This window comes from Pseudomonas sp. FW305-20 (assembly GCF_058788075.1).
In genome coordinates, this window is the sequence record NZ_JBYTAJ010000028.1 from 60,459 (window position 1) to 75,197 (window position 14,739).

Annotated in this window: 6 protein-coding genes; 2 read left to right on the forward strand and 4 right to left on the reverse strand. The window is 58.9% G+C overall.

Going from position 1 to position 14,739, the window contains the following annotated elements; translation table 11 throughout:
- Window positions 1-95: 95 nt before the first annotated feature.
- Window positions 96-1,013 carry a transcriptional regulator MetR gene (gene metR / locus AC3WP4_RS21600; protein WP_074874012.1) on the reverse strand — a complete coding sequence of 306 codons (918 nt, stop codon included), beginning with the start codon at window positions 1,011-1,013 and terminating at the stop codon, window positions 96-98.
- A gap of 119 nt (window positions 1,014-1,132) precedes the next feature.
- Here metR and metE point away from each other — a divergent pair, with 119 nt between their 5' ends.
- Window positions 1,133-3,445: a 5-methyltetrahydropteroyltriglutamate--homocysteine S-methyltransferase gene (gene metE, locus AC3WP4_RS21605; RefSeq protein WP_102616023.1), complete on the forward strand. Its 2,313-nt coding sequence runs from the start codon at window positions 1,133-1,135 to the stop codon at window positions 3,443-3,445.
- 106 nt (window positions 3,446-3,551) lie between these two features.
- Here metE and AC3WP4_RS21610 read toward each other — a convergent pair whose 3' ends face one another.
- The 3 genes from AC3WP4_RS21610 to AC3WP4_RS21620 form a co-directional block, all read right to left on the reverse strand.
- Entirely contained in the window at window positions 3,552-6,446 is a 2,895-nt protein-coding gene (locus AC3WP4_RS21610) for an Ig-like domain repeat protein (RefSeq protein WP_102616022.1), read from the reverse strand.
- Between the two features lie 34 nt (window positions 6,447-6,480).
- Window positions 6,481-7,593: a hypothetical protein gene (locus AC3WP4_RS21615; RefSeq protein WP_102616021.1), complete on the reverse strand. Its 1,113-nt coding sequence runs from the start codon at window positions 7,591-7,593 to the stop codon at window positions 6,481-6,483.
- A 180-nt stretch (window positions 7,594-7,773) separates the two neighbouring features.
- Window positions 7,774-13,365 carry a dermonecrotic toxin domain-containing protein gene (locus AC3WP4_RS21620; RefSeq protein WP_146011617.1) on the reverse strand — a complete coding sequence of 1,864 codons (5,592 nt, stop codon included), beginning with the start codon at window positions 13,363-13,365 and terminating at the stop codon, window positions 7,774-7,776.
- 190 nt (window positions 13,366-13,555) lie between these two features.
- Between AC3WP4_RS21620 and AC3WP4_RS21625 the strand changes: the two genes are divergently transcribed.
- The gene (locus AC3WP4_RS21625) at window positions 13,556-14,590 is read left to right on the forward strand and encodes an alpha/beta fold hydrolase (RefSeq protein ID WP_102616019.1); all 1,035 of its coding nucleotides are present in this window, start codon (window positions 13,556-13,558) and stop codon (window positions 14,588-14,590) included.
- Window positions 14,591-14,739: the final 149 nt, after the last annotated feature.

A 14,739-nucleotide genomic window follows, 5' to 3' on the forward strand; every position in this document is an offset into this window, starting at 1 on the left:
AACGGACGCTCTGCGTTCGGCCCTTGAAGGGACGCGGAGCGTCCCGGGCTGCATTCCCACGCGGAGCGTGGGAACGATCGGTAGGGGAGGGTGTGCTATTTAACGGCGCTGACGCCGTCCAGTGTCGAGAACGACGTGTCCTTGGCCGTCAGCAGGAAGTCGCGCATGTACGGCGCATCCAGCATGTCGGCGCGAATCCCGGCGTACAGCGTCGCAAACAAACCTTTCTCGCCCAGCCGCTTGGCCTTCACATAACCCCGTGAGCTGTATTCATGCAGCGCCCAATGGGGCATGCCGCACACACCGCGACCGCTGGCCACCAATTGCATCATCATCACCGTCAGTTCCGACGTGCGGACCTGCGCCGGTTCGATGTCGGCCGGTTCGAGGAAACGGGTGAAGATGTCCAGCCGATCACGCTCCACCGGGTAGGTAATCAGCGTTTCGGTGAGCAAATCTTCCGGGACGATGTAGGCCTTGTTCGCCAAGCGGTGCTGATTGGCGACCGCGAGCATCGCTTCATAGGTGAACAACGGCACGTAAGTGATCCCGGCCAGTTCCAGCGGGTCGGAGGTCACCACCAGATCCAGATCGCCACGGGCCAGCGCAGGCAGCGGGGCAAAGGAAAATCCTGAGGCAAGGTCCAGTTCGACTTCCGGCCAGGCATCGCGGAACTGGTCGATGGTCGGCATCAGCCACTGAAAGCAACTGTGGCACTCGATCGCCATGTGCAAACGCCCGGCAGTGCCACCGGCCAGCCGCGCGATATCGCGCTCGGCGCCGCGCAGCAACGGCAGGGTGGCGTCGGCCAGTTGCAGCAGGCGCAAACCGGCGCTGGTGAAGCGCACCGGTTTGGTCTTGCGCACGAACAACGGCATCCCCAGCCGTTCCTCAAGTTCCTTGAACTGATGGGACAGGGCGGACTGCGTCAGGTGCAAGCGGTCGGCCGCATCCACCAGGCTGTCGGCTTCGCGCAAGGCGTGCAGGGTCTTCAGGTGACGGATTTCAAGCACCGGGGGCTCCATGAGGAAAACTTGTGATCAACACGAAAAGGTTGAGTTTGTCTCATGTTGGGTTAGCTGTCGACAATAGCGCCATGTTTTACAGCAACTTTTAGAGGGAGCAATTTCACATGGCCTTGGCACACACACTGGGTTTCCCGCGCATCGGCGCTGACCGCGAACTGAAAAAAGCCCTCGAATCCTACTGGAAGGGCGATCTGGATCAGGACGCGCTGAAAAGCGTCGGCCGTCAATTGCGCGCCACCCATTGGCAATTGCAGAAAGACGCCGGCATCGACCTGCTGCCCGTGGGCGACTTCGCCTGGTACGACCAGGTCCTGACCCATTCCTTGACCTTCGGTGTGATCCCCGAGCGTTTCGACAGCGCCAAGGACTCGCGCGGCCTGCCGACCCTCGACACCCTGTTCGCCATGGCCCGTGGCGCCACGACGGCCTGCTGCGGCGGCGAACACAGCAAAGCGCAATACGCCCAGGAACTGACCAAGTGGTTCGACACCAACTACCACTACCTGGTCCCGGAGTTCAGCGTTGATCAACAATTCAAACTGAGCTGGGAACAGCTGTTCGACGAAGTCGACGAGGCGAAGGCCCTCGGCCATAGCGTCAAACCGGTGATCATCGGTCCACTGACTTACCTGTGGCTGGGCAAAGCCAAAGGCAATGACTTCGACAAACTCGACCTGTTGGAACGCCTGCTGCCGATCTACGGCGAAATCCTCGGCCGCCTCGCCGCTCAGGGCGTGGAATGGGTGCAGATCGACGAACCGATCCTGACCCTTGACCTGCCACAGGCCTGGAAAAACGCCTTCGAACGCGCCTATCACATCCTTCAATACTCGCCGCTGAAAAAACTGGTGGCCACCTACTTCAGCGGTCTGGAAGATAACCTCGGCCTGGCGGTCAGCCTGCCGGTGCAAGGCTTGCACATCGATGCCGTGCGCGCCCCGGATCAGCTCGGCCAGGTGCTGGATCGTCTGCCGACCTACAAGATTCTCTCGGTGGGCTTGGTCAACGGTCGCAACGTCTGGCGCTGCGAACTGGAGCAAGTGCTCGCTCAGTTGCAGCCGGCCCAGGAACGTTTTGGCGACAACCTGTGGGTCAGCAGTTCCTGCTCGTTGCTGCACAGCCCGGTGGATCTGGATCGCGAAGACAAACTCGACCCTGAACTGAAAAGCTGGCTGGCCTTCGCCGTACAAAAGTGCGGTGAAATCGCCGTGCTGCGCGATGCCCTCAACGACCCGCAGTCACCCAAGGTACAAGCAGCACTCGCCGAAAGCCGTGCCATTCAAGCCAGTCGCGCCGAATCGCCGCGTATCCATAAAGCCGAAGTACAGGCACGGATAAACGCCATCAGTGACAAGGACAGCCAACGCCATTCGCCGTTCGCCAAACGCATCGAGCAGCAACGTGCGCGATTGAAACTGCCGGCCTTCCCGACCACCACCATCGGTTCCTTCCCGCAAACCGGTTCGATTCGTCTGGCACGCCAGGCGTTCAAGCAAGGCAAGCTGTCGGCCAACGATTACACCGACGCCATGCACAGCGAAATCCGTCATGCCGTGCAAGTCCAGGAACGCCTGGGGCTGGACGTGCTGGTGCACGGTGAAGCTGAACGCAACGACATGGTCGAGTACTTCGCCGAGCAACTGGACGGCTACCTGTTCACCCGTTTCGGCTGGGTGCAAAGCTACGGTTCGCGCTGTGTGAAACCGGCGATCATCTATGGTGACCTGAGTCGGCCGAACGCCATGACGGTCGACTGGATCACCTATGCGCAAAGCCTGACCGACAAGGTCATGAAAGGCATGCTCACCGGTCCCGTGACCATGCTGATGTGGTCGTTCCCGCGTGAAGACGTCTCGCGCAAAATCCAGGCGCAGCAACTGGCGCTGGCCCTGCGTGACGAAGTGGTGGACCTGGAAGCTGCCGGTATCAAGATCGTGCAGATCGACGAAGCCGCCTTCCGTGAAGGCTTGCCGCTGCGCCGTGCGCAATGGCAGGAATACCTCGACTGGGCGGTAGAAGCGTTCCGCTTGAGCGCCTCCGGTGTGCGGGACGAAACCCAGATCCACACCCACATGTGCTACAGCGAATTCAACGACGTGATCCAGTCAATCGCGGCGATGGACGCCGATGTGATCACCATCGAAACCTCGCGCTCGGACATGGAATTGCTGGAGGCTTTCGAAGCGTTCGACTACCCGAATGACATCGGGCCGGGCGTGTATGACATCCACTCGCCACGGGTGCCGGACACGGCGGAAATGGTGAAGTTGATGAGCAAAGCCGTGAAGCGCATTCCGGCTGAGCGGTTGTGGGTGAACCCCGATTGCGGGCTGAAGACCCGGGCTTGGCCGGAGACTGAGGCGGCGTTGGTGAACATGGTGGCGGCGGCGCGGCAGTTGAGGAGTCAGCTGGCTTAAGGCAGGCGAAACTGATGAACGTAGTTCCGTGAAGGCGGTGCGCTCAAGCCTTTCATCGCTGCAATGGTTAGACCCGCCGACTGCAAGGTCGGCGGGGTTATTACGTTTAAGCTTTACTCACCTGAATCCACGCCATATCCCAATCGTTACCCACACCGCTGACCTCAAGGCTATCGATGTACAACGTCAACTGTGGAGTGGTTGAGCTGAAACCGATCGTCAAGTTAGACATGTTTGCAGTGTGAATGTGCCAGTCCTGACCCGCTGACTGGTCGGTGCGAAGCCTAATGTGTGGTGGCGCGTATTGAGGATAGAAACGTGCTATCCGAATAGTGAAGTAGTAGTACACATTGGGTTGCAAGTTGTAGAACGTCTTGTATAGCAAGACTCCGTTGGACCAGTTGGTATAGGTGTAGTTATTGAGTACGTATTGCCCATGATTGAAATGAAAGGTCAGGTCCCGGTGCCGAATGGCATCGCCCGTGGTCCAGCCATTGAATTGGCCATAGTGGAAATTGGTGATATCGGTCGATAGCCCCTGTTGCACAGTGAAGGTGTAGGCGAGTGAGGTTTTATTACTGCCATCGGTGGTCCGTGCGGTAATGGAATGACCGCCGAACGAGAAGTTGCGCGCTAGGAGGGTCCAGCTTCCGGTATTGGTGGTCGGGACCGATCCCAGCAGGGTGGCGCCATCGTAGATTTCGATCTGATGTCCTGGTGAGGCCGAGCCGCTGATGCTGATATTGCTCTGGTAGTAAGTCGCACCACCGTTCGGGATCGTCGAGCTGCCAGCCTTCACCGAGTCGATGATGGGCGTCTGCGCTTCCTGCACAACAAAGGCCCAGATGGCGGAGGGCCGGTTTGTGCCGGGGTTCTGCACGGTGAAACTGTACGAGCCCGGCGCCAGGGTGGTGAGGGTGTGTGACCAGGTTTTCCCTGCGGTGGAGGTTGGTGTGGCCACGATCACGCCATGGTTGCGCAGTTCTACGGGGACACTCACTCCAGCAGTGCCCGTCAGCGTTGCCCGGGTGGCAAATGTCTGGCTGTTGCGGGGGATATCGCTGCCATTGCCGTCCTTGACTATCGTGATGTCCGGGTTCGGAATCGGTGAGCCGATGTTCAATCGCCGCCGTTCCGAAACCCGTTGGGTTTTGGTAAAGGGGTTGGTGACGGTATAGACCAGCTCGACGGTGTTGTTTCGATTGGCCAGCAGTTTCTCGAAGGGCACGGTTCGCGTAATGTCTTTGCCCACCATTTCAGGCTGCACCTCTATCGGCGGTGACGACCAGGAGTCCTGCTGGTTGGCCCCAATGAAGTCGAGCCTGACGATGTGCAGGGCACGCATGCCGGGATAAGGCTCGATGGTGACCGCTGCACCGTTGGGTACATTTTCCGGGATCAACACATCGTCTTTCGCATCGATGACTTCCGGTCGCAGCAATTGGGCCGTGATGTCGCCGATTTCCAGCACCAGGGTTTCGGAACCCACGTCTTCAGTGTCTTTGCGGCGGACGGTGTACTCGACCAGTACCTTGGCCCCTTCCCATTTTTCAATATGGTCTTTGGGGACGGTGAACTCGATGTCCTTGTCCACCATATCCGCGCTGACGGGGCTGGACGCCGCGTAGAAATCCTCTATTCCTGCCGCCGTTATGACGTACCAGTAAATGTAAACGACATCGTTGAGAATGATGGCGCCTGGCTGGCTTTTCACGATCACGTGGGCCGGGTCGGTGTCTACCGCGACAGACCCCCCTTTGGCTTCAGGCACCACAGGTGCAGCCAGCTTCAGGGGCATGCCGATCATCTTGGCGTAGGTCGTGCGTGAGTAGCGCGGGGTGGTGGGTTTGGCGGCTTGGGTCAGTCTATAGTCAACTTTTACGAAACCCCGAGCGATCAGGTGGACCCGGTCATAGGGAATCATGAACGTGTGCGAACGGCTCGACGCTTCGGGTTTCCATTGCATATCCACGGGCACCTGACGGCCACCAGCGCTGACGCCGCGCCAGCTCAGATCCACCACGTCCCCAGGTACAAAACTGACTTTGGAGGAGAAGATATGTGTTTCGACGTCCTCCCCCAGCAGTGCATCAAGGTCGAGCTGTTGTTCGCCATCCGCCTTGTCGATAACGGGGGGTTCGAGTAGCACGAGCGTAGGGTCGAACAGGAAGAAGATCGGAGGCGCATCGGCAGCGCTGTGATTGTCCACCACATCCTTAAGGTGATAAGTGAGCCGCAAAGGATTTACGGGGGGCAGATTCGTCAGGAGGTTTTTAGGGATCGTGAACTTTATGGGCTTGCCAACCTGGCTGGTAGTGACCAGGGGCAGCTCGATCTTTTTATCTCCCCACAGGACAAAAATGGTGGAGTTCTTGCGCATGTTCTCGTAGGGCGCGATGGTGATGGGCACCCCGTTGTTGTCGTCCAGATAGTCCTTGGTGACGCCGTTATCGAGGATGTCCCGCTCCACCTCGATAGGCGCCAGTCCCTGATGGAAAGCCTCCGTCGGATCCGGGTCCGGTCCGCCGGGCAGGGTGGTTTTGATCAGTACTTTCAGTGCCGGTGAGCGTTCGTAGTCGCCCCCGACATTGCTGATCCTGCGTACGCCGACCACCAGATCGCACACGCCGTCGGGCAAATCATTCTGTGAGATGACCTGGAGTATCCGTAGATTCACCTGTGTATCACTGACAGTGCCATTCGCAAGTGTGATCGGGATCCCAGACGAGTAGATCGCTTCAACTATCCAGTGATCACCTGCCGACATGCTGCTCCACGGGTCGATCGCCGTTATCAGCCCTTTTAGCTGGTTTATTTCTTCCTGGAACGCGCGTCTATTGATACCGTATTCGGCCTCATCATCCGCCAGCAGGCTGATCAAGCTGGTTATCACGAGCACAGGAACGCTATTGACTCTGATATCGCCGGGTTTTGGCAGCGGTGGAAGCAGGTCAATTTGCCGTGCTTTGACAGGGGGCTCGGGTGTGTTGAAAACGCTCATGGCGGATTACCTCTGAACAGGTGGGTAATGGGAGTCAATCGATCCTGCGGGTGTTGCCGACAATGAAGACCTGGACGTACTTCGAGCGTCGGCGTTCGCCGCTGGCGGTGACTTGCGTGTACGCCACGTTGGCAAAACCACCGGCCAGGCGCTGGACCACGGCGTTGGACACCTCGAAGGTCAGCGCTGTCTGGGAGGCAACCGTTCGAGAGTCGGTGAACAGCTGGGGCAGGCCTGTGCGGGGTTCGCCTCGCCAGTCGAGTTCCACCACATCCGTTGGGGCAAAGACCGAGGCCGGGGTCGCGACCGTCACGATGACGGACTTGGCCCCTAGCGCAGTCATGTAGATGGCGTTGTCCTGATCGGTTTCGGACACCACCGGGGCGGGCAGGCGTTGTGCGTGATTGGCGTCCTGGATATAGACCATCAACCCGATCGAGTGGTCAGAGGCCATGTTGCCCACCTCGTCAGTTACCCAGTACTGAAGCAAGGCCTGGCCACTGCCGTCGGCCGCGATCATTTCCTGGGAAATCGTGAGCTCGACCGGTTGACCGATCTCGGACTTCAGAACCTTGTGTGCGATGCGCCAGCCGACATACTGAATCGCCACGGTATCGTTGGGGCGCATGCCCTGCCAGGGCTGCACGGTGACAATGACGTCCTGTGTGCCGTCGATGATCGACGGCGTAATGACGGGGGGCCGCAATAACCTGTGGCCCGGGTATTCCGGTTGTGGGTCGATTCCCCCGGGCAGTTCGGTTTTGACGAACACCTCAAGATGCCCCGACTCCACGCTATTGACCCGGTAGAACCAGGTACTGAAGCCCTCGGGAATGTCCTTGACCTGGACTCTTCGCAAGAGCGGCTCGCCGTTATAGTCACTTGGCACGGTGAACCAGATGATCGGCAGGGCGGGCGAGGTCGGGTGGCGAATGAACACTTCCACCCGGTCACCGACGAAGATTTGTGTGGGGGGAATAACGATCGCCATACCGTTGATGTTGCCTCGGGCCAACGTTCGGTTGATGCCCACATCCGCGTCTTCGATCGCCGTGAGGGCGCCGGGTATATCAATCCTGCTTTCGCTCACGGTCGAGGCGGCAAACCGGGCGGGGCTATTTTCCACCAGTTGTTCGTCAATATTCATGATGTGTCCTCAAGTCAGAGCGAACTGATGCCGCCAGATCACAGCGGATGGGCTCTTATTTAAGGTTCCGGCGTTGAAACCGGCTACTGTCAAATGTGACAGGTCAAGGCACTTTTCAGACGGGTGGCAAGCTTCGCCCATACGCCGCAGGAGCATTGCCGCCCCCCGGCGCTGGTGGTGTCAGAGGTTCTGGACGTGCTGCAAGGCTAACGGCCTGCCGATTTCACCACGCCAGATAGAGTCGACCGGCGCACCGGTTTGCGCCTGCTTTTGTTGCCATTGCAGGCCGAGATGGCGTTGTTGCGCTGTTTTGAGATGAGCTCTGACGAACTCGTCGAAGCGCGGTTGGGGCTTGTTGTAGTGAAAATGGGCATACCACAGGGGCTGTGTCGGAGTTTGCGTCAGGTCGAGCACTTCGTATTCCTGCAGGAAGTCCCTGCGCCCGTCCTTCAGGCGTGCGAGCTCCGTCAATTCACCGTTCTTGCGAATCTGCACCGCACCCTGTTTGAGCAGATAGTCCAGATACCCTTCTGTGGGCGTCTGGCTGATGAGGGAGTGCCGGATGCGTAAGTCTTGTCCTTTGCGCGTCAGTTCGGCAGCCTTTTCGCGCAGTTGCCCGATGAGAGGGGCCTGGGGGTCGAGGCGTTCGATCTGGCTGGCGCGCAGGCGAAGCTCGGTGGCTTCAGTCAGCATCATGTGTTCAAGGTCGACGGGCAGCATTTTTTGCCTGGCGTAGGCTTCGACCTTGTCCTGGTACGCCGCCTGGGTGTTCAGGCGACTCTTTGCCTCCGCCAACAAAGGCCTGACATCCGTGGGGGCATGCTGTTGGCTGACCCGCAGGGGATTCTCCTGCAGACGGTATTTGCCGTGTAACCCTGGCAACCAGTTTTCGGTATAGCCATCGATGCCCTTGAGTGTGAATCGATCCTGGCCGCTGATCACGTCACCGATCAACAATTGACCTTGTTCGGTTTCAAAGATCTTTTTCACGATAGGCCCGGTCGGCCGTGGCACAGATGTTTGCCTGATGGCCTGGCGAGCTCGTTCGGCGGTTTTTTCTATGCCGTCCAGGAGCAGCGGGACATAGGTGAGATCGAAATGTTGAGGATAGCTGGCCGTCCATGCGGTCAGCTCCTTGCGAAATTGATCGTAGGCCGCCAGACACTCTTCAAGAATCCTGGTGCGTTCCGCGGGGCGGGCGTTCACTTGGTGAAGACAGTGTTGGGTAGCCAGGACCCGATCGATCCTGGCCCGTGCGTCAGCCATCTGGGTTTGCAGATAAAACCAGGAGACATCATTAACCGCATCAAACCGACTGACGACTTGCAAGTATTGACCCGTTTTCAGGTACTGCCGGTTCTCCGGCAGCAATGCGGCTACCATTTTGTTTTTTTCTGTCGCTACGACTCTTCGTTGAGCGTCATTGGTGATGCGTTTGCTCCATTCATCAATCTGTGCGCTGGTCGCGTCGATCAATTCGAGCGCCTTGACCATCCCTACCCGTGCATTTTTGCGCTGTTGCAGAAGGCTCAATAGGGGCTTGAAGTCTGTGCTGGGCACAATATCCGACTGGTTTGCAAAATCGTCGAGTTCCTCCAGGTGCTGAGCGATGCGCCGGGCGCCAAACCTCAACCGGTGCAGTGAGCGGTCCACTATCACCCAGGCCATTCGGCTTTTTATGTCGTTAATACCTGCCCGCTTGTTGCCATGGCTCAACGGCAACAGTTCTTCGAGTTCCAGGTAAGCGGTTTTGGCCAGTTCTATTTCTTTCAGGCAAGCGGCTTCCAGGTGCTTGATTTGTTCCATGTGGGTTTGAGGTGGGCTACTTTGGTAGCGCTTCAGCGTCTCATTTGTGCGCGTGCTCAGGGTGCTGAGTTGCTCGATCCTGGCATCGGTGCTGGCTGTCAGTGCTTGTTGGCGCCGAAAAACCCGATCGACCCACCAACGCGGCAGTCGCTCGCGGATGACCGTCGGCCAGATCGGATCAAGCCTGTTGGCCAGGTAACTTTGTACCCCACCCCCTCCCGCCAGGCCGCCATTGAAGGCAGTCCCGTAAACGGCGAAGTGAGTGTTCCATTGCCCGCTGGCATCGAGGGCTACGGGTTGTTTATAGCTTTTGAGCTCAGTCCCGCTCAGCCGCCAGGCCCCGTCATGCAATTCCACCTTGTAGATGATTCCGTACCTGACAATGAAGTCACCGTCGGCGTGTCGATAGACATTGCGATAAACGCCGTCCGTACCGGGTTGAAGGCCCGCCAGGGAAACTGGTTTTTCGTAGTGATAACCAGCGAATCGGGCTGCAATATGCCGGGCCTCACGTGCCGATATCAGCGGTGTGGACGAAGCGTCAGTGCCTCTGAACATCCTGCTCAACTGGCGATGAAACGTTCGTGTGCGGATCGCGCTGAGCCGCAAGCTGAAACCCGAAAGAAAGTCCATGCCTGCATCGATCAACGCCTGCAGCACCATGGTTATTTCAGCCATGCCTTGCACGTGATTGCCTTTGCGAAAGGCCGCGACGGCTTGATTGGCGCTGTTCCAGGCATCATAGAGGCCGACACCGGTACCGATGATGGGCAAGACGCCAATGGCCATTTTCAAGTAGGTGAACACCTTCTCGCCCTTGACTGCGTATTGCTCCAGAAAGAGTTCGCTGTTGGAGCGTGAGGTGTTGCGATGAGCGAGGATCAGGCGGCCCATCTCGGCATGCAATAGATGGGCTGGCAATGAAGTGCTTTTGGGCCACGGGCGCCCGACGCCGATGATCCCATCGAAGTTTTTCAGCAAGGCTTGCGTGATGCGGGCCAGGTGATTCGCCTTTTGGCCATCAAGGGCACGCTCTGCCAGATAGTTGGCCATTTCACTGCCAAGGCACAGATCGAACAACGCCTTTCGGGCTTGCTCCAGACTGTCGTATCGGCGCAGGAACACGCCGTCCGGGGTGTCGGGCAGGTACAGCAGCGTAACACCGCTGGTTTTCTCCTCAATGAAGGTAATGCCCGAAAGGGTGGTTGACTTGTAGTCCGTATCTTTGCCACCCGCGCTCAAGAAGGCGGGCAGCAGTACGATCTGCTGGCCATTGGCGGACCAGTCCTGCGCCGTCGCAGCCTCAATCGCGACGTTGAGGATTTGCCACTCGGTGGCGTTGATTGCACCTCGCAGGAGGGCAAAGCGTCCCTGAATGGTGAGTTGCAAGCGGTAGGGTTCGAGCAGGCATTCGTGGTGATACTCACGTTCGAAGGCCGATGCCGTCGCCGGCCCGCTGTAGGTGGTGCGTATCAGCGCTTCGTAGTGCTGCGCCAGATCGAGTTCCGGCACGAGAGCGCACAGGTACGACAGGGTGATGCCTTTGACCAGCGCATTGCGCTCGGTATCGGAGCTGGCGGTGACTTCGACACGCATGAAGCTCAAGCGCTGCTTGATGCTGTCGTCGATGTTCAGCAGCGCCAGTTCATGGATCGACAGTTTGCTGCGGCTTTGGCTGGCGACCCATACGGTTTTGGTCGGCGTTCCCGGTGCGCCTGGAGCCACGGTGAAGTGTTGTTCGGATGTCACTGCATCAGGCAGGTCCAATTGCACGGCGAAGCTGTGCTGGAGTGAGAAATCCTTGCGCAGCCGGGCATCGATGCGTTTGGCGGCGAAGTCACTGACCAGCGGCAATGTGAGTTCGTGCAACGCGTGGGCGCGTTGCAAGGCTGGCACATAGCGTTCAATCAATGCATTGAGTTGCAAGCGTTCATCCGGTGATGCCTGGGTGAGCCATTGGGGGAACTGGCGGGTCAATCGTGCGCTCAGGTTTTGCTCGACGATTTGTGCGAAAGCGAGGTCGCGGTTCTGGTGGCTGGGCACCTGCAGGGCGGTAAGCGTTTGCTCGCGTAACTGTCCCAGTGCGTTCGCGTGTTGTGCGGGTTGGGTACCGATGGGGTATTGCTGGCGGATCTCGGCTGCGCGGCGTTCGAAAGTCGCGACTTGTTGACGCAAGCTGTACTCGAAAGGATCGGTGACGATCGGGGTCAGTTGCAACGCCGCGTGCTCGTCGGCGGCATGCAGTTTAAACAGGGAACGCTCCATTTCCCGGCGATTGGCGAACCGTTGCAAACCTCCGCCAGCACCGGTGCAGTAGAGCAACAGGCTTTGCGTTGAGGACGGGTCTTGCAGCGTCGCGGTGTCGGCGAAAACCAGCAGCCCCTCCAGCTCCTGACGCTGCGAAACGGTTTTAATGTCGCCGGTTTCGCTGACCGATAAGGTCACGAAGGCAGCGGCGCTCTGATCGGAGCGATCGGCGCTGGCAGGCGTTTTCAACACGGCTTCAAGCAGCTTGTGTTCGGCGGTATCGATCTGCTCCAGCTTGAGTTGGATGTTGGCCTCGGCTTGAAGGGCCTTGAGTCTCGCCTGATAGAGTGCGGTGTATTGAGTGTTGATCGTCGACGTATCGAAAACGCGCTCGCGTTCCAGCAGGGCGGATGCCGCGGTCATGGCGGCCTGCTCGGCCTCGTCCAGGGATGCAAACAGGGCCTTGAGCGCTGTCACCTGTGGATTGTCGAACGTCTCCTGATCGTGTTTTTCCAGCATGTTTTCGATGGCGCTGTATTGCTGCCTGAATGCGGCCTTGCGCACGAACAAAGAAAATTCGTGCCCGGGATTACCGAGCGGGAAGGAGGGGGCGAGCGCCTGATCGTCCTGCTCGTGTACCGGTGCGGGGAGGTCCGGCGCTTCGCTAAAGCCTCCTTTTGCGCGGCGTTGCGCGTCGACTTGATTGACAGCGAGCAGTGCATAGGCCGCCTGTTCGGCAATGTCGTCGCCCAGGCCGGTGCATGCGCTTTCCAGTTGAATGGCATGCAAACGCTCCAGCAATTGGGCTGCACCGACCTCCAGCGGGGCACTCGGGTTGTTGTAGTCGACGACGCTGTGACCGTCAGTCGTGACACTCCAGGGGATTTCGTGTTGATGCCTGATCAGCCAACTGTCCAGCTCGCTGCGCTGACTGAAGTGCAACAGTGCAGGCCGGTGGGTGGGCAAATACAGCAACTGCTCGGTGGATTGTCCCCCGTAAAGACTGATGCCCAGCACACCAGGAAGTTTGGCGAAACGATTGTCAGCGCGTTGCAGGGCCAACTGTTCGGCGATGACTCGCTGGCCTGCCACTTCGGATTTTCCGTCGACAGGATCGAGGATCGCCAGCAGCGGCTTTAACTGCTCGGCACTTAACGCACCCTCGGCGAGGGCCAGTTGGCCTGCCGCGTCAACGTGTGTGCGGTACAACCGGGCGGCCAGGTGCCGTCTGGATAATGGCGAGCCGTTGGCCCGTCCGTTCCAGTACGTGTTCCAGCCATCGGTCAGGCGTTGCTTCAGGCCCAATGCCTTGAGTTGTTTGAGCAGCTCGCCGGCAGAGGTGGCGAAGTGTCGATGGCTGCGATCGATCCCCGTCACCCGACAGGTGGGGATAAGCCGCAGGTCCAGATCCGGTTGTTGCAGCAGGAAGGCGCAGGCTTCTGTCAGGCTGCAACGGCGCGAAGAGCGCTCGGCGGTGGCCGGAAAAAACAGGCCGACCCGCTCGCCATCCAGATCCAGTTGCTGCTTGAGCGTTTGCGTCAACAGGCTGTGAACGCTGGGTGAGGTCGCCATGAGCTTGAGCATTTGCTGCTGGCTGTCTCGCCAGCGCTGCGAGGCCTGGAGGAATAAATGTTCATTCTGCATCGCCGGGACGGTGGCGAGTGCGAGGCCAAAATCGCTGAGGGTGCTTGGGTCAGTGTCGTGATGTTGTTCGAGCATGGTTTGCCTGGCTTTCAAAGTGGACGGTTGGCAGGCATTGAATGCGAAGGGGCTCGGGCGGTGGTGGTACATAGTTATCGCATTGACCGTTCAGCGAACTTCATCAAACTGTCACGTAACTGTGGCAGCGCGCTTGAACAAACTTCATCAGACTCGCGCTCTACTGGAGTTCTGCGTTTCGGTGTTTTTCATGCGTGCACGATTTTTTTCCACAGCGGTTTTCCTGGCCGCGCTGTTGTTCGGCCTGCCGTCCTTGGCGGCATCTCGTTGCGATATCAATGTTCCGACCGAACAGGTCGTTCTGGCACACGTGAGCCTGGCGTACCAGAGCATCGGCCGTGCCTCGGACCCTGCGTTGTTGTTGGTGATGGGCCTGGGAGGGCAGTTGATTCACTGGCCGGATGAGGTGGTGGTCGCGCTGTGTCAGCAGGGTTTTCGGGTGATTCGCTATGACAATCGCGATGTCGGGCTCTCGACCTGGCGGCAAGTCCCCGCTGACGCCAACCTGACCTTCGAAGTGCTGCGCTACAAACTCGGTTTGCCGGTGTCGGCGCCGTACACCCTGACCGATATGGCGGATGATGCTTTTGGCTTGATGGATGCGTTGCACGTCGAGCAGTTCCACGTGCTGGGCGCGAGCATGGGCGGGATGATCGCCCAGCACATGGCTGCGATGGCGCCGCAACGGGTCGAGAGCCTGACCCTGATCATGACCAGTTCCGGGGCCGAAGGCTTGCCGGCGCCGAGTGCGGCGTTGGTGCAATTGTTGTCGCGTCGTGAGGCGCCCAATCGCGAAGTGGCGCTGGAGCAACAGGCCGATTTGCTGGCGGCGCTGGGCAGCCCGACGGTGAGCGATGATCGGCAGGCATTGCTGCATCAGGCTGCGCAATCCTATGACCGGGCGTTCAACCCCGAGGGCGTGAAGCGCCAGATCATGGCGATCCTCGCCGAACGCAGTCGTGTGGCGCTGCTCAATCAACTGCGCGTACCGACGCTGGTGGTTCACGGCACTGCTGATCCGTTGCTGCCGGTCATGCACGGCGTGCACTTGGCGGCGCATATCCGCGGCAGTCAGTTGAAGCTGATTCCGGGGCTGGCGCATCGATTCCAGGACGCGTTCAAGGCGCCGTTACTGGCGGCGGTATTGCCGTATTTGCAGGCCCACCGCGAAGACCCCTCGCATTGGGCGCAGATTGATCCGGTGGCTGAACCCAACCTTCTGTAACAACCTGAATCCACTGTGAATAGGGAGTGTCAGTTGGCGCTAATGTTGGCTGTAACACCGCTTTCGCGAGCCGGCTCGCTTGTATGGTAGGACTTGAAGGGAGGAGGAGGGACAAGGCTCGATTCTGACTGTTGACGCAGTACAGACCG